17 protein-coding genes and 1 riboswitch are annotated in these 25,047 nt (G+C 55.9%); of the genes, 11 read left to right on the top strand and 6 right to left on the bottom strand.

Annotation, left to right across the window (positions count from 1 at the left end):
* Nucleotides 1–36: 36 nt before the first annotated feature.
* From FCN51_RS17180 to FCN51_RS17160, 5 genes are all read left to right on the top strand, one after another.
* Entirely contained in the window at nucleotides 37–1,749 is a 1,713-nt protein-coding gene (locus tag FCN51_RS17180) for a Na+/H+ antiporter (protein WP_160256449.1), read from the top strand.
* A 52-nt stretch (nucleotides 1,750–1,801) separates the two neighbouring features.
* Nucleotides 1,802–2,034: riboswitch (cobalamin riboswitch) on the top strand.
* A 135-nt stretch (nucleotides 2,035–2,169) separates the two neighbouring features.
* Entirely contained in the window at nucleotides 2,170–4,329 is a 2,160-nt protein-coding gene (locus FCN51_RS17175) for a TonB-dependent receptor plug domain-containing protein (RefSeq protein WP_160256448.1), read from the top strand.
* Complete coding sequence (locus tag FCN51_RS17170; RefSeq protein ID WP_160256447.1) at nucleotides 4,329–5,240, top strand: ABC transporter substrate-binding protein; 912 nt, start codon at nucleotides 4,329–4,331, stop codon at nucleotides 5,238–5,240. The genes FCN51_RS17175 and FCN51_RS17170 overlap by 1 nt, the downstream gene beginning before the upstream one ends.
* On the top strand, nucleotides 5,237–6,250 hold the full coding sequence (locus FCN51_RS17165) for a FecCD family ABC transporter permease (protein WP_160256446.1): 1,014 nt from the start codon (nucleotides 5,237–5,239) through the stop codon (nucleotides 6,248–6,250). Before FCN51_RS17170 ends, FCN51_RS17165 begins: the two co-directional genes overlap by 4 nt.
* Complete coding sequence (locus tag FCN51_RS17160; RefSeq protein WP_160256445.1) at nucleotides 6,244–7,005, top strand: ABC transporter ATP-binding protein; 762 nt, start codon at nucleotides 6,244–6,246, stop codon at nucleotides 7,003–7,005. The genes FCN51_RS17165 and FCN51_RS17160 overlap by 7 nt, the downstream gene beginning before the upstream one ends.
* 18 nt (nucleotides 7,006–7,023) lie before the next feature.
* Here the strand turns inward: FCN51_RS17160 and FCN51_RS17155 are convergent, their stop codons facing one another.
* Genes FCN51_RS17155 through FCN51_RS17140 form a run of 4 tightly spaced genes read right to left on the bottom strand, consistent with a single transcriptional unit; the run spans nucleotide 7,024 to nucleotide 12,669 of the window.
* Nucleotides 7,024–9,267, bottom strand: a complete 2,244-nt coding sequence (locus tag FCN51_RS17155) for a beta-N-acetylhexosaminidase (protein WP_160256444.1) — start codon at nucleotides 9,265–9,267, stop codon at nucleotides 7,024–7,026.
* A complete protein-coding gene (locus FCN51_RS17150; RefSeq protein ID WP_310257981.1) occupies nucleotides 9,264–10,319 on the bottom strand; it encodes an N-acetylglucosamine kinase in 1,056 nt (351 codons plus the stop codon). The genes FCN51_RS17155 and FCN51_RS17150 overlap by 4 nt, the downstream gene beginning before the upstream one ends.
* Nucleotides 10,250–11,182 (bottom strand): N-acetylmuramic acid 6-phosphate etherase, encoded by a 933-nt coding sequence (locus FCN51_RS17145; protein ID WP_160256442.1) that lies wholly within the window; start codon nucleotides 11,180–11,182, stop codon nucleotides 10,250–10,252. The genes FCN51_RS17150 and FCN51_RS17145 overlap by 70 nt, the downstream gene beginning before the upstream one ends.
* 20 nt (nucleotides 11,183–11,202) lie before the next feature.
* On the bottom strand, nucleotides 11,203–12,669 hold the full coding sequence (locus tag FCN51_RS17140) for a sodium:solute symporter (protein ID WP_408863979.1): 1,467 nt from the start codon (nucleotides 12,667–12,669) through the stop codon (nucleotides 11,203–11,205).
* A gap of 449 nt (nucleotides 12,670–13,118) precedes the next feature.
* On the opposite strand from FCN51_RS17140, the gene FCN51_RS17135 reads away from it, so the two are divergent.
* Both FCN51_RS17135 and FCN51_RS17130 read left to right on the top strand, forming a co-directional pair.
* On the top strand, nucleotides 13,119–14,405 hold the full coding sequence (locus FCN51_RS17135) for an autotransporter strand-loop-strand O-heptosyltransferase (RefSeq protein WP_160256440.1): 1,287 nt from the start codon (nucleotides 13,119–13,121) through the stop codon (nucleotides 14,403–14,405).
* A 5-nt stretch (nucleotides 14,406–14,410) separates the two neighbouring features.
* Nucleotides 14,411–17,236, top strand: coding sequence for a Hint domain-containing protein (locus FCN51_RS17130; protein WP_236661355.1), 2,826 nt, complete (start codon nucleotides 14,411–14,413; stop codon nucleotides 17,234–17,236).
* 57 nt (nucleotides 17,237–17,293) lie between these two features.
* Here the strand turns inward: FCN51_RS17130 and FCN51_RS17125 are convergent, their stop codons facing one another.
* The gene (locus FCN51_RS17125; RefSeq protein WP_160256439.1) at nucleotides 17,294–18,715 is read right to left on the bottom strand and encodes a cryptochrome/photolyase family protein; all 1,422 of its coding nucleotides are present in this window, start codon (nucleotides 18,713–18,715) and stop codon (nucleotides 17,294–17,296) included.
* 168 nt (nucleotides 18,716–18,883) lie between these two features.
* Here FCN51_RS17125 and msrB point away from each other — a divergent pair, with 168 nt between their 5' ends.
* From msrB to FCN51_RS17105, 4 genes are all read left to right on the top strand, one after another.
* A complete protein-coding gene (gene msrB, locus FCN51_RS17120) occupies nucleotides 18,884–19,351 on the top strand; it encodes a peptide-methionine (R)-S-oxide reductase MsrB (RefSeq protein ID WP_003627097.1) in 468 nt (155 codons plus the stop codon).
* A 32-nt stretch (nucleotides 19,352–19,383) separates the two neighbouring features.
* Nucleotides 19,384–19,824 (top strand): DUF4112 domain-containing protein, encoded by a 441-nt coding sequence (locus tag FCN51_RS17115; protein WP_160256438.1) that lies wholly within the window; start codon nucleotides 19,384–19,386, stop codon nucleotides 19,822–19,824.
* A 195-nt stretch (nucleotides 19,825–20,019) separates the two neighbouring features.
* Nucleotides 20,020–21,228 (top strand): AI-2E family transporter, encoded by a 1,209-nt coding sequence (locus FCN51_RS17110; protein WP_124295029.1) that lies wholly within the window; start codon nucleotides 20,020–20,022, stop codon nucleotides 21,226–21,228.
* A 114-nt stretch (nucleotides 21,229–21,342) separates the two neighbouring features.
* Nucleotides 21,343–22,959 carry a bifunctional aspartate transaminase/aspartate 4-decarboxylase gene (locus FCN51_RS17105; RefSeq protein ID WP_003627107.1) on the top strand — a complete coding sequence of 539 codons (1,617 nt, stop codon included), beginning with the start codon at nucleotides 21,343–21,345 and terminating at the stop codon, nucleotides 22,957–22,959.
* Between the two features lie 122 nt (nucleotides 22,960–23,081).
* Here the strand turns inward: FCN51_RS17105 and FCN51_RS17100 are convergent, their stop codons facing one another.
* Nucleotides 23,082–24,983: a Hint domain-containing protein gene (locus FCN51_RS17100; protein WP_160256437.1), complete on the bottom strand. Its 1,902-nt coding sequence runs from the start codon at nucleotides 24,981–24,983 to the stop codon at nucleotides 23,082–23,084.
* Nucleotides 24,984–25,047 lie beyond the last annotated feature (64 nt).

Here is a 25,047-nt window from a genome sequence, read left to right as displayed (position 1 = left end):
GCATAAACACCTAAACACGCCCAAAGAGCGCAGGCCATGTTGACCATAGAAAACATTCTGCTGCTGCTTTTGCTGGCGGCAGTCAGCAGCCTGCTTGTTGCCCTGTTTAAACAGAAGGTGCCGCAGCCGGTTATCCTTATCATTCTGGGTGTGTTTGCTGCGGTGGCGGGCATGCATGTCAGCCTGCAGCCAGACATGTTCATGTTTGTGTTTCTGCCGCCATTGTTGTTTGCAGATTCATTTCGCATGCCATTGCGTGAGTTTGCAGAACTGCGCGGCCCCATTCTGTTTCTGGCCTTTGGGCTTGTGGTGCTCAGCACGCTGGTATGTGGCTATGCCATCCACTGGATTGTGCCAGAGCTGGGCCTGCCCATCTGCTTTACACTGGCGGCCGCACTTTCCCCCACAGATACGGTGGCGGTTTCCAGCCTTATTGAAGGGCGCAAGGTGCCCAACCGGCTGTTGCAGATTTTATCGGGCGAGGCCCTGTTTAATGATGCCTCCGGCCTTGTGTGCTTTCGCTTTGCCATGGCCGATGCCCTTACGGGTGAGTTCTCATACAGGCAGGCTTTTGGCACATTCTTAATGGTGGCGCTGGGTGGTCTGCTGGTAGGCGCTGCGGTGGCATGGCTGGCTGTTAAGCTCAACCGCGTGCTGGTGCGCCGTGGGTATGATGATCCGCAATCCCAGATCATCTTTGTGCTGCTCTTGCCGTTTTTAATGTACGCCGCGGCAGAAGCGGTTGAATGTTCGGGCATTCTGGCCGCCGTGGCAGGCTGCATGGTGCTCAAACTTTCCGGCATGATAGAGGACACCGCCACTTTTACCCGCCTGCAGGCCACAACAGTCTGGAACATTGTCAGCTACGTTTTTAACGCGCTTATCTTTTTGTTTCTGGGCATGCAGTTGCCAGAACTTCTGCAACATGGCGTGGCGCTGGGCCATAAATACGATGTGGCCTTGTGGCAGGTTGGCCTGTTTGTGGTGCAGATATACGCCATCATGCTGGCCATGCGCTTTGCAGGTGTATGGACATCCGTTTTTGGCCGTTGGGTGGTGGCGCGCATTGGCAGCCTGCCGTTTGAACCCACAGGTTTTGCAGGCAGCATGTTGCTGACATTCGCTGGCGTGCGCGGGGCCGTTACGCTGGCGGCTGTGCTTTCCCTGCCAGAAGGCACAGATGGCACGGATGCCTTTCCCATGCGCGATGCCGTGGTGGTGGCCGCTACAGGCGTAATTGTTCTCTCCCTGTTGGCAGCCAGCGTGTTCATCCCGCTGTGCCTGCGCTTTTTGCCGCAGGAAACGGTGGACAAGAACGCGCAGGAAGAAAACATGGCCCGCCAGAAGCTGATACGCGCAGCCCTTGCGGTGCTGACAAAAGCGCGGGCGCAACCGCCAGTCCCCACCCCCAAAGGCACAGCACTTGCCAAGCCGGAGGGGCAAAATGCCGCAGATGAAGCCCTGCGGCAGGAGGTGATAGACCGCCTGTACCAGCTTTATCACAGCCGTTTGGAAGAAGAGGACGAAACGCCGCGCATCACGCCGCTAGACCGCAGCCGCGCGCTACGCCATGCGCGTATGGAACTGGCGCTGCGCCTGCAACTGCTACGGGCCGAACGGCAGGCCATGCGGGATATGACATCACGCAGCGAGATCAATGACCAGACAGAATGGAAGCTCCAGCAGGAACTGGATTATGAGGAGCAGGTTATTCGCTCCCAGTCCCAGCGCCTCCCGCGTGAAGCCTAAAGCCAGCCGCCGCGCTGGGGTGTGCTTTTGTTGACAAGCCACCCCCAGCCTGTAAACCACACCGCATGATGGTTTCCCCCCTAGGGGAATGAAAAGGGAACCGGGTGCCCGCGCCATTGCCTGCAATGGTTTTGCGATATTCCCGGGCTGTCCCCGCAACTGTAAGCGGCATGGATGTGCACACACAGCGCCAAGCGCTGGCCCACTGGAACAAACCTTTCCGGGAAGGGGTGCCACAACCGAAAAACCGCAAGCCAGGAGACCTGCCATCAGCACACAGTTGCAGACGGGGCATGTCAGCCGGGGTGTGCTGGCAGGCTGGGCAAGCGGTCAGCCAATGGGGTGGTTTGTGCCCTGTGGTGGAAAAAGCCGGGCCAAGTCTCGTGGCAACGCTGTTAAACCGCGAGATTGCCTTAACCCATGCGCCTAAAAACTCTTTTGCTTACTGGCTCTTCCCTGTTGCTGGTAGAAACCACTGCCGCTATGGCCGCAGATGTTGCAAACCCCACCACATCAACGGGTAAAAACACTGTTGCTGCCAAAGTGGCTTCCACCGCTCCGGCGCAAAATGCGCCTGTTTCTACCGGGGCGGAGGGCACGCAGGCTGTGCAGGCCCGCAGCACACAGGCTTACCCGGATTACGTTACGGTAAGTGCAGCACGCCACCCCATGCGGGCGGATGAAATTGGCACGGCCATGACGATTGTGACCGAACAGCAGATCCTCACCCAGCAGCGCCGTACGCTTACAGATATTCTGGCCCGCCAACCGGGGTTGAATGTGGTGCGCTCTGGCGGCTTTGGCGGCACCACCTCCATTTTCATGCGCGGCAACAATGCCAACGAGGTGAAAGTGCGGCTGGATGGCATGGATATTAACGATGGCAGTTCCACCTCTGGTGCGTTTGATGCTGCTCAGTTTGTAACCGATGGCATGGGCCGCATAGAAATTCTGCGCGGGCCACAAAGCGGCCTGTACGGGGCAGATGCCATGGCCGGGGTTATTGATATTACCACAGCACAGGGGCAGGGCAGGTTTACGCCTTTTGTGCGGGTGGAAGGTGGATCTTACGGCACGTTTAACCAAGTTATGGGCGCGCGCGGCAGTAAGGGAAAGTTCCATTACAATGTTGAGCTTTCCCATTACCGGCAGGATGGTTTTCATGAAATCCCACGCTATATCGGCCGCTATTTTGGCGCAGACAAGGAACAGCGCCACCGGGGGGACAGAAACGATAACCGCTCCGCTAACATTCGCCTTGGCTATGATGTCACCCATAATTTTGATCTGGGGCTCACGGCTCGGCTGATTCAGAGCAACCTGCACACCTACAGCGCCTATAATATGGAAGATGAATATTACAGCCGCCTAGGATATTACGGTGATGTGGGAAGCGAGCGTGAACACACCACGCAAAATCAGGCCATTGTGCGGGGCACGGCGCATCTGTCCTCCTTCGGGGGCAGGTTCGATCAGGTGATTGGTCTGGGGTATATGACGGGCCGCAGAAGCTGGACAGAAACCGGCACCACGCTGGAAGGCGATGCCTTGCAGTATGACCCCACATATTACCGCACCAGCCGCATTAAAATAGACTGGCACGGCACTGTTAATCTGGACAAATATGGATCTCTGCTTGTGGGGGCAGAGCATTTTCATGATACGTTCAATTCCAGCCAAGGGGGGAGTGCAGCATCTTCCACACCGTTCAGCACCAGTGCGGGCATGGATACTACAGCGGGCTACGGGCAGTATCAGGGCAACTGGAACAAGATTTTATATGGCGCGGCCAATATCCGGTATGATGCCAATTCCCGCTACGGCAATTACGTGACGTGGCGCGTGGCTCCGGCCATTCATATTCCGCACAGCGGCACGGTTATCAAGGCCAGTGCGGGTAGCGGCTTTCATGGTCCTTCATTGTATCAGCTTTTTGCCAATCAGATTTCCACCAGCTATGCGGAAAAGGGTAACCCCAACCTGCGGGCCGAACGCCTGATAGGGTATGATGTGGGCGTGGAACAAACCTTGGCGCATGATAAACTGCATTTTGGGGCCACATGGTATGAAAACCACGTGCGCAATCTTATCCAGTCTGTCAGCTCTTACGAAAATTACTATTCCACCTATTCCTACAATAACGTGGCCCGTGCGCGCATGTATGGCGTAGAAGCGTATCTGGACTGGAAAGCGCTGGATACGCTGGATTTCAACCTGAACTATACATGGACCCACGCGCGAGATGCCTCTACCGGCCAAGCCCTCCAGCGCCGCCCGCAGCACAAGTTCAACTTTAACACCACATGGCAACCGGTGGATGGGCTCTCGCTTTCGGGCAATATTCTGTATGTCAGCGGTTCGCGCGATACGCCGGTTATTTCCGATACGTACCAGTATTGCAGCACATGCGGCAAAGACCACGGATATTTCACCATAGATCTGGCAGCTAGTTATAAAATCAACCGCTATGTTACCGTATTTGCGCGGGCGGATAATCTGCTCAACCGCCAGTATGAAAGCCCCATAGGCTACCTTCAGCCCGGCCGCGCAGGCTATGGCGGCTTTACGCTGAATTACTGATGCAGCTTTCCGTCTTCCTTCGCCGGGTGGTTGTGTGTGCATTGGGTGCAGCCCTTGCAGTGTTTGCACCCGGTGTGGCACGGGCGGAGCGTGTGGCATCGCTCAACCTGTGCACAGATCAGCTGGCCCTTATGTTGGCAAACCATAAGGATATTATAGGCGTATCCACCCTTGCGCGGGATTGTACGGAATCTGTGTTGTGCCAGCAGGCGCAGGATGTGCCAGTGTTGCAATCCACTGCAGAAACGGTGCTGGCCGCCAAGCCGGATGTGGTGCTGGCAGGCCGCTTTACAGCCCGCTTGGCTGTGCGTGCCGCCAAGGAGGTAGGAGCCAAGGTGCTTACGTTGCCACCTGCATCCTCCTTGGCGGATATTCCAGACCAGATCATGCAAGTTGCCAATGCGGTGGGGCAACCAGAACGCGGGCGGCAGCTTGTGGCGGCGTTTCAGGCAAGGTTGGCAGAAATAGCTACAACCCGCCAGGTATCAGACCCCATAGCCGTGGTGTATGAGGCCAATGGTTTTGTGGTGCACGCTCATAGTCTGCCAGATGATGTGCTGGCCCATGCCGGTTTGCGCAACTTTGCCACCACGGCAGGCACACCCCCTTTGGGTGGGCGCGTGCCGCTAGAGGTGCTTTTGGCCTATCACCCGGATTTATTGGTAAGAGACCCCTCCGGTCCCGGCCATTCCCTTGCACAGGCCATGCTGTCCAACCCGGTTATGCTGGCTATGTTTGCACCGCCGCATGTTGTGGATGTGCCAGCCCGTCTGTGGCTCTGTGGGTTGCCGCAAACGCTGGATGCCGTGGCCACATTACGCCATGCGCGGGATGGTATTATGGCTGATGCTGCAAGGCATGTTTCAGATAATCCCATCGCACAGCTCAAGGTAAAGGAAACTCAACCATGAAGCCCCTGCGCCCCGTTGTGCTGAACACCCTGCTGGCGTTGCTGGTGGCTGTTATGGCTATGGCCTCTCTGTGGTGGGGGGAAAGCAGCATTAACGTGCCTGCGGCTTTGGCGGATTGGTGGAGCGGTGCCCATTCCATTGGCGCGGTGATTATGGGGCAGTTGCGCCTGCCGCGTATGTTGCTGGCCCTTATGGTCGGCGGTACGTTGGGGCTAAGTGGTGCGGTGCTGCAAGGCTATTTGCGCAACCCGCTGGCTGATCCGGGCCTTTTAGGTGTTTCAGGCGGGGCGGCCCTTGGGGCTGTGTGCGTGTTTTATACAGGGCTTTTTCAAATTGCCTCGGCTTTGCTGCCGCTGGGCGGTTTAGCTGGTGCATTGGTTACGGCCATGTTGCTGGTGGCGTTGGTAGGGCGTGGGGGGGCTTTGGTGTTGCTGCTGGCCGGTGCGGCTGTCAGCAGTTTTACTGCCGCCCTTACGGCGCTGGTGCTCAACCTGGTGCCCAGCCCCTATGCCACGTTTGAAATTATGCACTGGCTTATGGGGTCTTTAACAGATCGCACATTAAATGATGTGCTACTGGCCTTGCCCGGTGTGGTGGCAGGCTGCGCCCTGCTTATGGGCTGTGGCCGCGCGCTGGATGCCCTGACAATGGGGGAAGACGTTGCCCAGAGCCTCGGCTTTCAGTTGGGTGGTGTAAGGGGCGTGCAAATGCGCGTGGTTGTGGGCACAGCCTTGGCTGTGGGGTCCTGCGTGGCGGTTTCTGGCGCTATCGGGTTTGTGGGGTTGGTGGTGCCGCATTTGCTGCGGCCTTTGGCGGGGCATCGGCCATCTCGGCTGATGGTGCCAGCCTTTTTGGGCGGTGCGGCACTTTTGTTGGCGGCAGACTTGGCTGTGCGGTTAATGGCCGGGCGCACGGAGTTACAGTTGGGCGTGGTTACGGCTTTGGTGGGTGCGCCTGTGTTCTTCCACCGTGTGATCCTGTTTAGAAAACGGAATATGCTGTCATGCTGAATGTGCAGAATGTTGGCTTCAGCATAGAAGGTGCGCAGCTTCTCCAATCTGCCAATATGCGGTTTGAGGCCGGGAGTGTGACGGCGCTTATAGGCCCCAATGGTGCAGGCAAAAGCACATTGTTGCGCATTATGGCCGGGTTGCTGCCCGCCACGCAGGGGCAGGTGGTGTGTGATGGCGCACCGTTGCAGCAGCTTACACTGGCCCAGCGTGCGCGGCTTATGGCGTATATGCCCCAAGATGTGCCATCGTTTCCGCCCATGCCAGTGCGGGAGGTGGCATCATTGGGGCGTCTGCCCTATGGGGAATCTTCAGCACAGGCCTTGCATCATCCGGCGGTGGCACAGGCCTTGGCAGAAGTGGGGCTGCAGGATTTGGCAGAGCGCCCGGCCAGCCAGCTTTCTGGCGGGGAGCGTGCACGGCTGATGCTGGCGCGTGCCTTGGCCGTGCAGGCCCCCATCTTGCTGGCGGATGAACCCGTAGCAGCGCTGGACCCGGCACATGCCTTGGCCGTTATGCAGGTGTTTTGCAAACTGGCAGATCAGGGCACGTGTGTTGTGGTGGTGCTGCATGATCTGCTGCTGGCCACACGTTTTTGCAAAACACTGGTGCTGATGCAGCAGGGGCGTATACGCCACACCATCCCGCCCGCCAGTTTAACGGATGAGATGGTGCGCCAAACTTACGGTGTAACCACTCGGCGGGTAGAAAACGCTGTTGTGCCGTGGGATTTATGCACGGCACAATCAAAGTAGTATTTGCAAAATGTATGATCAGGGCAGGGTTAATCCGCCCTCACGTGTTACAAGTGCTTCCACACCCGGCACAATGCGCTGGATGAGATCCCCCGCAGGTTGGGGCGTGTTGGTGACAACATGGATGGAGGAAGATGCTGCAATGTCCTTGCGTGCGGCATCCAGTGTTTCCCGCGCCTGTTCACGCCACCCGGGGGTGCGCTCTGCACCCAGTGCCGCCAGCCCGGCACGCGCCAAAGCGGCCAGACGGGCAGATGCTGCCAGTGCGGGCGTAAGGGCAGCATGGCGGGCTGCAACCTGATGAAACGCAGCATCATTATCCGCCCAGATTGTGAGCTGCCGCTCTAGTTCTGGCCGCAGTTCTACCTTGCCGTTTACAAAAGCCACTGCTTCTGCATTAAACTTTTCGGCCTCAAAGCTATCCGGTCTGGCAATATCTGCCGGGGTGTTTAAATCCTGCTCCGTGGCCGTCTGCTTATGGCGAATTTGTAAAAATTCGTGGTTATGGGCGTAATTGCGAATAGGGGAAACAGCACTCAGCAGCACATGCGGGGCCTGTGTTTCACCCGCTGCCAGACGCTCTAGCAGGGCATCAGCATCTTCCTGGCTTTTCAGGCCCAGAAGGTCCAGTTTGTCCCGCGTTACGGCCAGCCTGCCATACAGGGTTTGAGGCACGCAGTTTTGCGGGGTGGACCAAAAACGCTCCGCCACAGCGGCCATGCGGGGCCATAGGCGGGCATCCAGCATGTCTTCATCCACCACCTCTGTCCACAACGCACCTTCGGCCCCCAGTATCAAGGTTTTCTGCTGCTTGGTTAAGGGCGGTACAGGGGCTTCGGGCTTGGTATCCGTTGGGGGGGCAATGGTGCCGCCGGGGCCGGTTGTCTGGGCTGCCGCCTGTGCTTCTGCGGCATCCTTGCGGGTGTCTAGCGGGTCTGTCTCATAATAGGCGGAGGCCGGGAGCAGCCTGTCCAGATAATAAGGGCCGGAAACCACCACCGGCAAACCTGCCTCTGCTGCTTTTGCCGTGTTGGCTGGGCCGCGCCAACTTTCTATAATGGTGTGGGGCGGCACGTTGGCGGCCAATATCTCATCCCACCCCATAACGGTTTTACCATCGGCTTTGAGCATCTGCGCCACGCGGTTTGTAAAACTGGCTTGCAGATCAGCCGGTGTGGCAAAATGATGTGCCTGCATGTAGTGCGCAATGCGGGGTGTGAGTGTCCACTGTTTGGCCACCACCTCATCCCCACCAATATGGAACACGGGGTCCGGGAACAGGGCGGACATTTCAGCATACAGGCCGCGCACAAAAGTATAGGTGGCGGGGTTTGTGGGGTCCAGCGCCGCGCGGTTGATCTCGGCCCGGTCTGTCGTGTTCATGGGCAGGACAGAGGCGTATTGAGGGTAGGCCAGTAGCATGGCAAAGCTGTGCCCCGGCGTATCAAACTCCGGCACAATGCGCACGCCCCTGTCTGCCGCATACTGCACCAGATTACGGATTTCGGCCTGCGTGTAATACTGCCCGTGACTGCTGATTTTTTGCAGGCGTGGGTAATGCCTGCTTTCTACCCGAAACGCCGCGCCATCTGAAAGATGCAGGTGCAGCACATTCAGTTTCACCATTTCCATGGCATCAAGCTGCCGTTCAATGGTGGGGATGGACATGAAATGACGGCTGACATCCAGCATCAGCCCCCGCCATGCAAAACGCGGACTATCCTGAATATGCGCCTGCGCCATAACGGGGCCTGTGGCCTCGCGCCGCACAAGCTGCACAATGCTGGCCAAGCCGTGCAGCACACCGGCAGGGCCTTGCGCGGTGAGGGTTATGCCATCTGGCCCCACATCCAGCGTATAATCCTCCCGCATTGTGGGGGCGGGGAACGTGGCCTCACGCGCATACTGGATGTGGAGGGGGAAAGTGTCTTTGTCCTTTCCCGCATTTTCGAGTGTAACAGCCTGCCCGGCCACGACGCTCATGCGATTTGCAAAGCGTTGCGTGGCACGGGTTAAAAGCGGGGTAGGCGGGTTTTGCCAGATAACTTGCCACTTGGCAGGTAGGGCAAAGGCAGATCCATCCGTTTGCAAGGTGCTGGGTGCGGGCATGATAACCGGCGGCCGTGGCGCATTAAACGCTGCGGGCGGTGTTGTATCTGCTTTGGCGGGGGCAGGATATGCGCCAAAACTTGCCAGCACGCCAATGGCGCACCCGGCGGCCAGAACACGTAAACCAATGCGGATGGAAAACCCCTTTATCATGCAATCGCCTTTCCATGCGTGAGATTGCGGGCAAGTTGGCAGATCCATGTGGCATCAGTGTGCCATCCGGCCAGTTGGGCTGCTTTTAATACTGCCCCACCAATAGGGGGCAGCGTGGCTGGGTGCGGTTCTGCCCCCAACAGGGATGTCACGGTTTGCAGCACAACGGGGTTGTGCATCACGCTGCCGCCGTAACTCCATGCCAAGGGCAGGGGAGAAGGTGGCAGGTTGCTCACCTGTTTGGCGGTTGTATGGGCCAGTTCCGCCAAATGCCCACCAGCGGCACGCAGCAGGGCTATGGCATATGTGTCTTCATTTAGGGCCAGTGTGTGCACGGTTGCTGCTACATCGCCCACGGCGGAGCGCGGGTGTGTGCGGGTACGCAGCCATTCCCGCAGGGCATCTGGCGCGGTGGGGCCTGTGGTGGGCAGGTTCAGGCTGTGCAGCAGTGCTTGTGCAAAAGCAGCAAAGGGCACGGAAGGATCATCCAGATACTGCGTGGCGTAGCCTAGGGCTTTGCGGCCTATCCAGTATCCGCCGCCTTCATCCCCCAAAAGCCAGCCCCAGCCACCAGCGCGTGCTGTTTGCCCATTTGCACCAACCGCCATGGCAACAGACCCGGTGCCCGCCAGCACAAACACACCGGCCTGCCCGGCAAAGGCGGCGCGATGTGCGGTTTCTACATCGTTTTCCAGCCACAGCCGCACATCAGGGCCAAGGGTAGCGCGCGCCACCTGTTCCTGCTGGGCGGAGGAAGGGCGTGCGGCATCATACCCTGCCATGCCCAGCGCGGCGGATTGTAACGTGGCGCGGGGCATCTGCTCTAAAAGGTGGCGCAGGTTTTCGGCCCATTCTGGCCTGTCAAACGGGTTGCAGCCGGGGCCGGTGGCTTGTGCCAGCACGGTAGCATCGGGCGCTATCACCACCGCACGCGTATGGGTGCCGCCGCCATCCAGCGCCAGAATGGTGGGTTGGGCGGGCATCAGGCGTGGGCCTTTGCGGGTGTTTGTGCGGCAATACGCGCCAGAGCCTTGCGCAAATGCCCGCCACACAAAGCCAAAAGTTGCTGAGCCTGGGTAACATCCAGCCCGTGGCGTAGCAGCACAGCCAGTTTGATGCTGCCATTGGCCTGTTGCAGGGCCTCTTCCGCCTGTGCCTGTGTGCAACCCGTAAGATGGCGCAACATGCGGTGCGCACGCCGCACCAGCTTGGCGTTAACAATGCGCATATCCACCATCTGCCCGCGCCATGTATGGCCCAATCGGATCATTAACGTGGTGGAGAGCAAGTTGAGTGTAACCTTTTGCGCCGTACCGGCCTTCATGCGGGTAGAGCCTGCCACCACTTCCGGCCCGGTCTGGATCAGCACCGGGTATTCCGCATTCAAAAGGCGTGTGTTGGGGCTGCATGACATGCCAATGCACAGGCTACCTGCTTCCTTCGCGGTTTCCAGCGCGGCGCAGGTGTAAGGCGTGCCACCGCTGGCGGCCACACCTATCACAACATCCTGCGCTGTGGGCGTGTGGGCACTTATGGCGCGGTGGGCTTCGGCCTCATCATCCTCGGCCCCTTCCACGGGGTTGAACAGTGCGGCATCGCCTCCCGCCAACATCAGCACCAGCCGTTCGGCAGGCCAGCCATAGGTGGGAATAAGCTCTACCCCATCCTGCAACCCAATGCGGCCCGATGTGCCTGCCCCCACGTAAAACAGGCGGCCTCCGGCTTCCAGCCGCGGCACGGCGGCGGTAATGGCGGTTTCCAGTTGTGGCAGGGCGGATTTTACAGCCGCAACGGCGCCAAGCTGGCTTTCCAGCAGGGCTTCCAGCACCGTGCCTGTGGGCCATATGTCCAGATCCGTATAGCGGGCATCCAGCGTTTCTGTGTGGGCAAGTGGAACAGAGGCAGGCTGGAGCATAAGCGGAAACCTTTATAAAACTAACGGTGACTTTTCTTCTGCATCACATAGCGCAGGCCGACCAGCCCAAACAGTGTGATCATGCCCAGCACAATCAGCCAGACAAACGCCAGGGGTTTGCCGTAGGGGTGCAGATACATCATGGCCAGCACCATAAGCGGTACACTCAGGCCAAAGGCGGGGGCTAGGGTGCGGGCTTTTAAACCGGGCCACGCCATGCCCGCTATAAAGCTGGCAAGCATGGGGCCATACCCACATGCGGCAATGGAAAGCCCCACAAGCACGGCAGATTGGCTGCCCTGTGCAAACATGCCCGCGCAAAGCACTAACGCCCCAGACCAGAATAGGGTGATAACCCGTGCAAACCCAAGGCCGGAAAGGCCAAGCCTGCGGGCAGCCCATGCGCAGGGGGCTGCAAAGTCTCCCACAGTGGCGGCTGTCATGGCGGAAAGCGTGGCGGAGAGAGACCCCATGGTGGCTGCCAGCACGCCAGCCAGCATCAGCCCGCGCAGGCCGGAGGGCAGTTCCTGCGCAATATAGGCGGGAAAAACAGCATCCGGCGCGGCAAACCCGGCCTGATGCAGGGTAGCCCCACCATGATGCACCCATAGCAGCACGCCCACGCCAGAAAGCAGGGCAAACAAAAGGCCCACACCCACAGCACTGCCCATAAGGGCCAGCCGGGCATCACGCAGGCAGCGGGCTGCCAGCACGCGTTGCACCATAAGCTGATCTGTTCCGTGCGAGGCCACGGAAAGCACCGTGCCACCCAAAAGAGCCGCCAGAGGCGTAAAAGAACTTGTGAAAGGTGGCGTGTGGCCAATAAACAAATCAAACCGCCCGGCAGCATGCAGTGTGTGCAGAACGCCAGCAGGGGCCGCGTGCCATAGTAGCGCAAGGCAGGCCGCAGAGCCAAACAGATACAGCCCAAACTGAATACTGTCTGACCACACAACAGCGCGCAGGCCACCGCACAGCGTATAAAACAGCGTAACAAGCATAATGCCGCCCAGCAGCACGGCATGGGGCAGGCCCATATGTGTGGCATCCAGCATGGCGGCTAAAGGCAACATGCCTGCAAACAGGCGCACCGCCTCGGCCAGCAAACGGGTGATGAGGAATGTGGAGGACGCCATGCGCTGCATGGAAGCGCCAAAGCGCTGGCCCAGCCAATCATACGCGCTCAGCATTTTGCCGGACTGGTAAAGGGGTAGAAATTTCCATGCCACAATGGCGCGGCCTATCAGATACCCCAGCGCCAACCCCACAAAAACCATGCCGCTGCCATAGGCAATGCCCGGCACGCTGATAAGCGTAAGGGTGGAGGTTTCTGTTGCCACAAGGGACAGGCACAGCGCCCACCACGGCAGATCACCATGCCCTTCAAGGTATGCGGTGGCGGAGGTCTGGCGGCCAGCAAGCCCCAACGCCAGAAGGGGCAGGGCAGTTAGATACGCCAGCATGACCAGCAGATCGGCAAATGTCATATCAGGCGTAAAGGTTTTGGCATGATGTAGCTGCACTAAAGCTGTTTTGGAAAAACAAGGTAAGCGTAGTTTTGCCGCTATAAAAGATCAACCGCTTAGGTGCATGTTGTTGTGTGGTGGCAGTCAATAATGTTTGGCCCCATATCTGCCATGCATACAAACCACGGGGTGTTGCGCATTATTGTACGTAATGTTTAGGTAATATGTTGATAGGTGATTCTGCTACAGAATGCACCCGTCCTTATTTTTTCTAGTTAAGAACAGCAAAGTTATATTGGACTATTTTGGTACGTTATTAATATCACGAAATGTGTTTGTTTTTTGGTTGCATTGTGGTTTTTGTTTGTCTAACAAGAATTTAGATTCTAGGGTGCAAATATATTTTAACGAAGTGCCTGATTTTTCGCGGGCTTTTGCGCACATAACAGTTTTGGAAGCAGGCATAATTTATGATGAGCGAAAATTTGGATGCACTTTCCATTTCTAATTCAGAACAAACTGCATCTTCCGCACCAAAAGCCGAAAATCCACAACCAGCAAAAGCACCTTATCCTCCCGTGGCCACAACCCCGACACAGGTAGGGCCCGAAGGCATTTTGTATGATTTTAATGAGGGGTGCCGGGTTTTGTTGCCCAAACCCGATAACGGAACATGGCATATTCGTTTAACAGATTTGGATACGGGCAATATCCTTTTTGAAAAAGGTGGTCTGGAAGATGCCTTTGTCCGTTCTGCCAAACGTTGGTTTGTGCGTTTTGGCATACAGGTTTGGAAAGAAACCCAGCCCGAAGAACAGCTTGTTTTCACGCATGAAATGGATGTGACGGGACAAAACGTTCTTATTCTTTTCCCGGTCGGCACGCTGGGAGATACTCTGGCATGGATGCCATATGCGGCCCGCTTTGCAGCCAAGCATCAGGCCCGCGTAACCTGCGCTCTTTCAGATCTGATCAGACCTCTTTTTAAAGAGGCGTATCCAGATATTGAATTTTTCACGCCAGAAGAGGTCACGCAGCAAGCGCTCACGCAAAACGCTTACGCTACCTATTATCTGGGCCTGTTTTTTGATGATGTAGCCTGTGATTGGCAACCCACAGATTTCAGGCTGGTTGGGCTGCATAAAACAGCAGCTTACATCTTGGGTGTGAACCCGGATGAAGAACCAGCGCGTATAAGCTTTCCCGATGAAGGCCGCCCCATTGCAGAGCCTTATGTCTGTATTGCTGCGCAGGCTTCATCTCAGGCCAAATACTGGAATAATCCGAATGGGTGGGGGGAAGTTGTTTCCTGGCTAAAGGCGCAGGGCTATCGGGTTATCTGCATTGATCGGGAAAAGGTCCACGGTACAGGTATTGTCTGGAACCACATCCCCTATGGGGTGGAAGACCAGACAGGCAACCGCCCGTTGGCAGAACGTGCTCGTTGGCTCAAGCATGCCGCGTTTTTTATTGGTCTTGGTTCTGGCCTGTCATGGCTTGCGTGGTCCGCCGGCACACCTGTGCTCATGATCGCGGGCTTCAGCCATCCTACCACTGAGTTTCATACGCCTTATCGGGTCATTAACTGGCACACCTGCAATTCGTGCTGGAATGACCCCAAAGAGCGCTTCAATCACCAGGATTTCCTGTGGTGCCCGCGTCATGCAGGAACGCCAAGGCAGTTCGAATGCACCCGACTGATCACGGCACAACAGGTGATTGAGCAGTGCAAGCATATCCTGACACAGAAAGCCTAATGAAAATGAGTGATACAACAAATCCATCTCAGATTACTGGGAATGCAAAAATTCCCAGCGATACATATGGTGACTCTATCAGTAATGTTTACGTAACCGGCAGCGATAGTATTGAAGTAGATGCTGGCGGAACGGCTACAAACATTAGTGCCGCAGGTGGCAATGGGTATGTCTATGGTGGCACGGCCTCAAATTGGACAGCCAATAGTGGTGGATATATTGCGGTAGATAGTGGCGCCACCCTTAACGGGCTGACATTAGATGGCGGATACGTTGAGGTAAATGACGGCGCTACCATTAATACGGCAGATGTTTCCAATACGAGCAATCTTGATGGTAAGGGTTACCTTATTATTAATGATGGCACCGTAAATGGTGGCACAGTTGATTCTGGCGGCACAATTGATGCCAAGGGCACCAACGCTATTGCCAGCGGAATTACTGCCTCATCCGGTGGTAAAATTTTGGCAGAACAGGGAACTGTTGACCATGCCACCGTGGAAAGCGGAGCTAGATTTGAAGTTGCTCTAAGTGGTGGCCCGGCAAGCGCAACAAATACAATCATCAATGGTGGCGAATTTTATGTCGATGCCAACGGGAGTGCCACAACCACCACGGTTGCATCTGGCGGAGACATGTCTGCAGGCGGGTATGTTTCTGGCACCACTCTTAACAATGGTAAGCTGACAGTTCTGGATGGTGGAACGGCCTCAGGCACGACTGTTAACGGTACAAGTGCATCATTGTATGTGAATAGCAATGCAAGTGCTTACGGAAACACTATTGATGGTGGCAGTGTTTTTGTAGATGGCATTTTTTCTGGCGGAACACTGAGCAATGGCGGCCAGATACGGGTTTCTAAAGGCGGTGTTATTTCCAACATAAATGCAACGGATGGCAGCCTGTGGGTTTCTGCTGGGGGCTCTGCTTACGATACAACGATAGTATCGGGTTTCACACAGGTTGATGGATATATTTCTGGCGGCTCCATCTATGATGGAAAAATCCAGATTGATTCTGGCGCTACAGCTTCTGGTGTATTTGCTTCAGGTACTGATGACGGCACACAAGGTACCATTGAGGTTGATGGCGGCACGGTTACAGATGCCACAACGCACGATTACGGTAACGTCACCCTTATTAGCGGCACTGTAAATAACCTTTCCGCAACAGGCGGTGGTATTACAATGACTGGCGGCACACTGTCTGGTGGCACGTTCCAGAGTGGCGCTACCATGACTGTGTCTGCTGGCACAGTAGATGGCATTATTAACATTAATAATAATGGACATGCCAACGTAAGCGGCGGAACAGTTTCCGATATCAACATTGCTTCTGGTGGTTCCGGAGCTATTACGGGCGGATCTGTTGCTGATGTTACGGTTTCATCCGGTGGCACGGTTAATTTTAGTTCCGGCGCGACGTTAACGGACACGCTCACACTCTCAAGTGGTGCCACGGCTTCTATCACGGGCAATACAGGCGGCACTGTTGATCTGGGAGACGGCTATACAAGTGGTTTAACAATTACCGGGCTGAATACCTCTACAGATACAAATGTTACGACAACCATTAACGGTTGGACCAAAGACAGCCAGATTGATCTGCAGTATGTGACATTTGATAATGCAAAATGGGTATATGCTGACAAAAATACTGTTGCGATCACAACAAAAGATGCCACAACAGGTGATACATATACTGTCACGCTGAACATACCGAATGTTGAAGAAACGGGTTTCAATCTGGTTAATGATAACCAGGGCGGCACTACAATTGTGACATGCTTCCTTGCTGGCAGCATGATCCGCACCTCCGAAGGTGATGTTGCGGTAGAAGATATCCAGATTGGTGATCAGCTTGTTACGTTTGATTGGAAACATAACAGGGAAGTCACACACCCGGTTGTATGGGTTGGCAAGGCACACGCCATGGTGCGGGCTGGGCTGCCGGATGATGAAGCCGGATACCCTGTGCGCGTTCTTAAGGATGCCATTGCCGATGGCGTGCCTTACAAGGATATGCTGATTACCGCCGAACATTGCCTGTTTTTTGAGGGCAAGTTTGTGCCGGTGCGTATGCTGGTAAACGGGGTTTCCATCTTTTACGATAAATCCATCACTTCTTACGATTACTACCATGTGGAAACAGAGCAGCATTCCGTCATCACGGCTGATGGCATGCTCACAGAAAGCTATCTGGATACCGGTAACCGCCGCGCTTTCCGTCAGGAAGGTAAGGTTGCAACGCTACGTGGCGCAGTGCAGAGCTGGGTAGAAGATGCAGGTGCACCGCTTTGTGTGGATCGTGCTTTTGTTGAACCTCTGTTCTACAAGCTGGAAGCGCGTGAAAACAGCGTAACCGGTTGCCAGATGCCTACAGAACAGGCCGTTGTGGTGGCAGATCCCAACCTGCATCTGGTTACGCAGGCAGGGGCCATTATTCGCCCCATGCGGCATGAAGGCCAGCGTTACAGCTTTATGCTGCCTGCCAATACGCAATCTGTGCGCATTGTTTCCCGCGCTAGCCGCCCGGCAGATGTGATCGGCCCGTTTGTGGATGATCGGCGCCAGATGGGTGTGGCTGTGGCAGATGTGCATTTTATCACTGCCAAAAAGCTGCATCCCATCACAGCGCATCTTCAGGCCCACAAGCCCGAAGGCTGGCATGATACGGACTGGACAGATTGTGCATGGACAAACGGCAACGCCGTGCTGCCCTTGGGTGATTTCACCAAAGGAAGCATGGGCCTTCTGTCTCTGACTGTTCGCGCCGCAGGCCCATACCTGCTGGATGAATCAGAAAAACAGGTACAGGTTCTTTCTGCCTGATTTTAAAAGTTACCATTAAGAACAGGCTCTATCTCTTACGGGGGTAGGGCCTGTTTATTATTTGGGCAGGTTTTTCCAGCACTCCAAGGCACGCAGGCGGCCCAGTTTAAGGTCCACAATCGGGGCCGGATACTTTAAGCGTTGCGTGCTTTTCCACGGTGTGTGAATGGTTTTGTTATCCAGCGCCACCAGTTCCGGCACCCATGTGCGAATATACTGGCCTGCTGGATCATATTTTTCAGATTGCCCCACCGGGTTGAAAATACGAAACCACGGGGCGGCATCAATGCCCGTGCCAGCGCCCCATTGCCAGTTCATGGCGTTTACGGCGGCATCTGCATCCAAAAGCTGGGCGTAAAACCAGCGTTCGCCTTCTCGCCAGTCTGTTAGCAGATGTTTGGTTAAAAAGGAGGCCACAACCATGCGCACGCGGTTGTGCATCCAGCCCGTGCGGGCCAGTTGGCGCATTCCGGCATCCACCAGCGGAAACCCCGTTTGCCCTTGCTGCCACGCAGCCAGATCTGCGGCATCTGCCCGCCACGGCATGTGGTCAAATTCCGCACGCAGGTTGCGAGTGGCAAGGTCGGGCGTGGTGAACATCTGCATCCACGCAAAATCACGCCAGCCCAGTTCTGCCAAAAACTTTTCGGCAGCGGTGGCTAGGTGTGGGTTCTGGTGTTCAGCATGGCGTATGGCGTGCCAGATCTGCCGTACAGAAATCTGCCCCACCCGAATATAAGGTGAAAGCAGAGATGTACCATGCGGGGCATCTGCTCTATCGCGCTGTGTTTCGTAATCTGCCAGTGCGTTTTCTATAAACCGGTGCAGGTTGGCGTGGGCGGCTTTTTCTCCACTTGTCCAGCCGGGAGGCAGAGCAGGGGGCTTTGTGCCAACACGGTGCAGGCGCACACCATCGGGCAGCGTAAGGGTGCGGACGGGCGCATAGTTTTTGCCGTGCATATCTGGAGCAGGCAGTGGGGGCGGCGGTTCTGGCAAATTCCGCGCAGCGCGCCACCATGCTGTAAACACACGGTAAGGCTGGCCGGCCTGTGTGCGTATGGCCCAGGGTTCAAACAACAGGCGGCCCGTGCAGGAATGTACGGTCACGCCCTGTTTTTTCAGGCTGGCATGCACATCCGTATCTGCGGCAATGCCGGGGGCATCGTACCGGCGGTTCCAGAACACATCTGTGGCATTTACGGCCTGCGCCAATGCGGGAACAGAAAGCCGCGTTGGCCCGGAGAGCATAAACAGGGTTTGCCCCTGTTCGTGCAAACTAGCGGCCAGTTGGGCACAGGCCGCCTGTGCCCAATCTGCAATGCGGGTGCCAGTGGCATCCTGCAAAGCGGCATCCTGCACATATGCGCACAATACGGGTTGCCCGGTGGCACAGGCTGCGTGCAGGGCGGGGTTATCGGCCACGCGGTAATCATCTCGCAGCAGAACCAGAACAGGGGCGGGGGAGTGTGCATCAACCATATGTCATGTGGTGCCGGTATAGAGGGGCACATGCAATGGGGTGGGCTCTATTTTTGTAACGGTGCGGGTTCTGATGGTCGCTAGAGTGTGAAGGTACCAAGCTATAGCCATGCGCGTTGTTGGTGCCATAATGTATAATTGTAAACACGGCAGGAAAGGCGATTAGCCATGTCAGATTCTTTATCAGGCAGCTGCGGTGCCGGTGGGTGCGGCCCGCGTGGCCCGCTTACGCCAGAGCAGGAGCAGATTCTGTTTGGCCACGGAACGGAGTATCCCGGCTCCAGCCCGCTGAACCATGAAAAGCGCGAGGGTGCGTATCATTGCGCGGCTTGTGGGTCTTTGCTGTTCCGTTCTGCCACCAAGTATGAAAGCGGCAGCGGCTGGCCTTCCTTCTGGGCGGCAGAACCCAATGCCGTTGCCACGCATAAAGATACCAGCCACGGCATGGTGCGCACAGAAGCCCATTGCGCACAGTGTGAAGGGCATCTGGGCCATGTCTTTCCCGATGGTCCGCCCCCAACAGGCCAGCGCTATTGCATGAACGGTCTGGCGCTGGATTTCAGGCCAGATCCGCAGCGGGCAACATCTGCTGGTGGCGCCACAGCTATGGACCATACAAGCGGCTGGGCATCTTGAAAGCGTTATGCCCCCTACTTACGTAAAGGGGCATGACAACACACGCTCTGGCTCATACCGGGTTTTCCTCTTTTCATAGTGGGCAGTCTGCTAACGGGCAGCCCTCTGCGGATGCATTGCGCCGCCTTAAAAGGGTGCGGCGTTTTGCGTGGTTGCTGGATGCCGCCATCAGGCTGCCCGGCACCCGTGTGCGCGTAGGGGCAGATGCCATTGTGGGGCTGGTGCCCGGCGGTGGCAGCACGGTTATGGGCCTGCTTTCCTTTTATGTGGTGTGGGAGGCCTGGCGCATGGGCCTGCCGCTTAAACTCCTGCTGCGCATGGTGGGCAATATTGCCATAGAAGCCGCAGTGGATGTGGTGCCCGTGGCGGGTGATCTGCTGGACATTGCCTTTAAGGCCAACATGCGCAACGTGGCCGTTATGGAAAACTGGCTGGGCGTGCCGCCCTCTGCCGCTACGCGTAAGAAGAAATAAGCATCATTTTATAAAAACATGATTGTTCATAATAAGGGCTGCCCAGTGGGTGGCCCTTTTATGTATCTGGCACGTTAACAGGTAAAACAGGCAGGGTGGGCCGCCACGTTTAGCCTGCGTTGCAAGAAAAAAGGGTGTGGGCGGCGCCATTTTGCAGCACAACGGCACAAATGCCGGTGGTAGGCAGAAGGTGCAATGCGCCCTCCGTTCTTCCGCCCCGCAGGCAGGAGAAAACACGCCGTGCAACCGCCAGATAGCAGCGCCCCCACCCCATCCATTACAACGCCAGCCGCTTCTGCGCCCCATGTGCCAGAGGCACCGCAGCTTGCGGGGCTGGAGGCATCTGTTCACAAGCTGGAAAACACGGTGCGCCGTTTTTACCGGCTGGCAGTTATGGTGGTTACGGTTACGGCGGCAGGGCTGTTTGTAAGCTCCGGCGGTGCTGTGGTGATGGTGGTATTTGCCTCTGCCCTTGTGGCGGTGGTGCTGCATGCCGCAGCGCGTGTTCTCTCGCGCTTGCTGCATATTCCGCAGTGGTTTTCTGTCATGCTGTTTGTGCTGGTGCTTGTGGGCGCGCTTTCCCTTGTGGTGCATGTGTCCGGCCCGGAACTGATGGTGCAGCTTTCGCACCTGCATGAGGCCTTAACCAGCGAACGCGATGCCCTGCACAACATGCTGAACAGCAACCCGCTGGGCCATGCCGTGCTAGACCATTTTCCGCGTTTTCTGGGTGGCAACATGGTGCCCGATGGCCATGCGGGCACAGATAACGGCATGGATTTTGCAGGCTCCATGACCAACGTGCTCACCTCCACCTTTGGTTCGGTAGGGACCATGGTGGTGATTATTATTGCCGGGGTGTATTTTGCGCTTTCCCCCCACCTGTATGCCAACGGCATTTTGCGCATAACGCCCGTGGCTTACCGCAGCACCATGCGCACCGTGCTGCTGACAACCGGCCACGCCCTTACCGCTTGGGTAGCAGGGCAGATGCTGGATATGACGGTTGTGGGGTGTTTGACATGGAGCGGCCTTTCCCTGCTGGGTATGCCGCTGGCGTTGCCTTTGGGGCTGGTGGCGGGGCTGGCCAATTTTGTGCCGTATCTGGGCACGTTTATCGGGGCCGTGCCTGCGCTGCTAATTGCACTTTCCGTTGGTCCGCGTGAGGCCATGATGGTGGCGGGGCTGTATGCCGCCATCCAGACGTTTGAAGGGTATGTAATGTCTCCCTTCATTCAGAAACGTGCGGTGCGGATGCCGCCTGCGCTTACCATTCTTTCGCAAACAATTTTTGGTGCGTTTTTGGGCATGTGGGGCTTTATTTTTGCCTCCCCCATTACAGCGGTGCTTCTGGCTGTGGCCAGCCGCCTTTCTGCACCACTCCCGCCGAATGAAGAAGTGTAACTTTACCCCATGCGCGGGGCAAAACCGCTGTTTTTTACACTTTCCCACTGGTCATAACAGAACAGGACATGCAAGCTGATGGTGGCAAGAAGTTCCGCAGGAAGGAAACCCCGCATGTCTACCACGCCGGATGCGTATCAAAAATTTCGTCATCTCAGCCCGTTTGAATTGAAAGATGAACTCATAAAACTGGCCTCTGGCCGTGCCCAGCGCGCCATGCTGGATGCCGGGCGTGGCAACCCCAATTTTCTGGCAACGCTGCCCCGGCAAGGGTTTTTTCAGCTTGGCATGTTTGCTGCGGCGGATTCCGCACTTACCTTTTCCTACATGGCCGAAGGCGTGGGCGGCGTGCCCCGGCGTGAGGGCATAGAGGCACGGTTTGAGGCCTTTTTGGCAGATAACCAGAACGTGCCGGGCATTTCCTTTTTGCGCCGTGCCGTATCTTATGTGCGCGACCAGCTTGGCCTGCCAGCAGATGAGTTTTTGCTGGAAATTACATCCGGTATCTTAGGGTGTGATTACCCCACACCGCCGCGCATGCTGCGTTATACGGAAAAAGTGGTACGCCATTACCTGCTGCACGAAATGGCAGGCGGCACCATGCCAGAAAGCACAACAAACCTGTTTGCGCTGGAAGGTGGCACGGCGGCCATTAGCTATATTTTTGCATCATTGCGTGAAAACGGGCTGATCAAGCCGGGTGATAAAGCGGCCATTGGTATGCCGGTGTTTACCCCGTATGTGGAAATTCCCGAACTGCGTGATTACCAGTTGCAGGAAGTGGCCATTAACGCCAGCCCGGAACAGGGGTGGCAATACCCGGATGAAGAGCTGGACAAGCTGCTTGATCCCTCCGTTAAGATCTTTCTGGTGGTCAACCCCAGCAATCCGCCATCCGTGCGCATAAGTGATGAAGGGCTGGCCCGCATTGCCGAGATTGTTAAAAAACGGCCAGACCTCATTATTGTAACAGATGATGTGTACGGCACGTTTGCAGATGATTTCCGCTCCATTTACGCCATCTGCCCGCACAACACCATTCTGGTGTATTCCTTCTCCAAGTATTTTGGTTCTACGGGCTGGCGTCTGGGCGTTATTGCCATGCACGAGCAAAACGTGCTGGACGAGGCCTTGGCCGCATTGCCAGAAGCCGAAAAGGTGGAGCTGGACAAACGCTATGCCTCGCTTACGCCAGATGTGCGCGGCCTGAAGTTTCTGGACAGGCTGGTGGCAGATAGCCGCACCGTGGCCCTTAACCACACGGCTGGGCTTTCCACCCCGCAGCAGGTGCAGATGGTGCTGTTTGCCCTGTTTGCGCTGATAGACGGGCGCGATGCATATAAAAACGCGCTCAAACGCCTGCTGCACCGGCGCGAACTCGCCCTGTATCGAGACTTGGGCGTAAAAGCCCCGGATGATGCTGGCAGCACGCATTATTACACGCTGATTGATCTGGTAAATGTGGTTACACAGCTTTATGGCACCCGCTTTGCCCGCTGGTTGATGACGCGCATGGATTACCAGACAATCCTGTTCCGCATTGCAGAGGAAACAGGCGTTGTGCTTCTGCCGGGTGATGGTTTTGCTGTGAAACGCCCCTCGGCCCGTGCCTCGCTAGCCAATCTGAACGAGTATCAATACGCAGCCATAGGGGCCGCCCTACGCCGCATGGCCGGTGAGTATTATGACCGCTACCGGCAGGAAAAAGGGCTGAACAGCAAAGGCGAGTAACTTTTAGGGCCGCAGGAAAAAAAGATATTTTTGCTGTGCAGCTCTAGGAAGATGACAAAATAAAAGAGGCCCTGTTTATAAAAGCAGGGCCTCTTTTTGTATCTGAAAGGTTTAAGAACCTATCAGGCAGAGTGTCTCTGCACGTTTTCCTGCACTTCTGCCGCAAGCGGATAGGAACCCGTTGCCAGAAGGGTGATGGAAAGCATGGCAATGTCGTTATGCTCTGTTTGTGCATCTAGCGGCAGGGTGGCGTTGCCGTTTGTCCATGCACATTCGGCCCAACCTGTATTATGCCAGCCAGCCGGTTTGTTAGGCTGAAGATGCGCCGTAATAGGGGTTGCATGCTGGCGGGCTGTTACAAGCTGAATATCGGCTACAGCAACACCCAACTGGCGGCGATCATCCACAAAAGGCCCAATGACATCTGCCGGGCGGCTTGCGCGTGAAACAATCTGAACAGACCGTGTGCCAGGTGGCAGCATAAAGCTGTAATGCTGGTTGGCGCAGCGCACAGGCCGAATAACCGCACCTGTTTGCGTAACCAAGTGCAGGTTGGGGTCTGTGGTGAGTGTGCCGGGTACGGCGGGTGTCTGGCTGCCAGCCACATGGCTTGCACGGTTTTTGAAGTTATCAAAAAGCGGTTTTACAAAATCAACATCCACACCCAATGGGGCAGCGGCATCTTCTTCCCATGTGCGTGTTTTGCTGTGCAACTGCACAACCTTGCTGTTCTGGCGGAAGCTGCGGCGGTTGCCTGTATCCAGATAGCTTTCTGTCAGCACACCATCAACAGAGATAACGGCATGTTCTGCTGTTTCCACATGGTAATATGGATAAGAGGTGATGGACTTATCGTAAAAAATGGAAGCACCGTTTACCAGCATACGCGCAGGTACAAACCGCCCGTTAAAGAACAGGCAATGTTCTGCCGTTACCAGCATATCCTTGTAAGGCGTGCCGTCTGCCAAAGCATCTTTTAGAATGCGTACGGGATATCCGGCTTCATCATCTGGCAGGCTGGAATTTACAACCGTAAAAGCTTGCCCGGCCCACGTAACCTGCTGTGTGGTCTCTGTGTTGCTTTTCCAGTCATATACAAAAATATCTGTACCTGCCTGAATGTTTTCTACAGCAACAGAACCCTGCGGGGTGCGTACCATGCTGCCAGCCAGAAAACATGCGCCAGTATCGCTTTGTTCACCAAACAGAATGTAGCCATCGCTGTAGGTTACGGTGGGGGCGGGCTCTACATTGGCGGCGGAAGATGTTGCATAGCCTTTAATGGTCACAACCGTGGTGGTTTTACCATCAACGGTGGACTGGATAAGCAGATCATCCCCACTCACGGCAGTGGACAACGTGTCATCACTATAAGATGTGCTGGAGGCAATCTTGATCTGGTCTCCATACACAAAGTTTTCGACATTCAGGGAATCCCCTGAAAGATCGCTTAAAGATGTGCTGCCAATAACAAGTTGCCCACCGGGGATGTTGTGGAAATCAATCTTGTTGCCACCATCAATATTGGCAATGCCGGAGAATATAACCGTGCCGCCTTCAATATTATAGCGCCCGGCATTGATGTTGGAATAATTGGTGCCGGCATCTAGCACGCCACCTTTGTAAATATTGTAAACAGCCTGATTGCCGTTGAAATCATTGCCAACGGATAATGTACCGTTGGTGATATTATAAACAGACTGGTTGCCATTGAATTCATTGCTGAGCGTCAGGGTGCCGCCATCAATGTTAACGGTGCCGCCTGCAGCGTTAGTTAGGTCACCACCTAAAAGACCATTGGGAACAACGGAAACTGTGGCGCCATCTGTAATATTAAGGGTGGCTGCATTTAGGTTCAGGTAGCCGGAAATTTCTAGCAAAGCCCCATTGGTAACGTTCAAAGTTGGGCCTGTGCCTAAACCAGATGTGGCATTATCTGGCGGAGTGTCAGAATCTTGAGTGCCGCCGCCGTTATAATTGAGCCAGCTTGTGTTGGAGGAAATGGTTGTTACGTCATCTGCCATGTTTTTAAGCCTTCTAATATGCTGGTGGCTTAAAACCAGCTAATTTAGATAAGAAATTCTTAAT

This window comes from Acetobacter pasteurianus, assembly GCF_009914215.2.
Classification (GTDB): domain Bacteria; phylum Pseudomonadota; class Alphaproteobacteria; order Acetobacterales; family Acetobacteraceae; genus Acetobacter; species Acetobacter pasteurianus.
The sequence above is the reverse complement of the archived record's forward strand: the minus strand, read 5'-3'. Positions and strand labels throughout refer to the sequence as shown.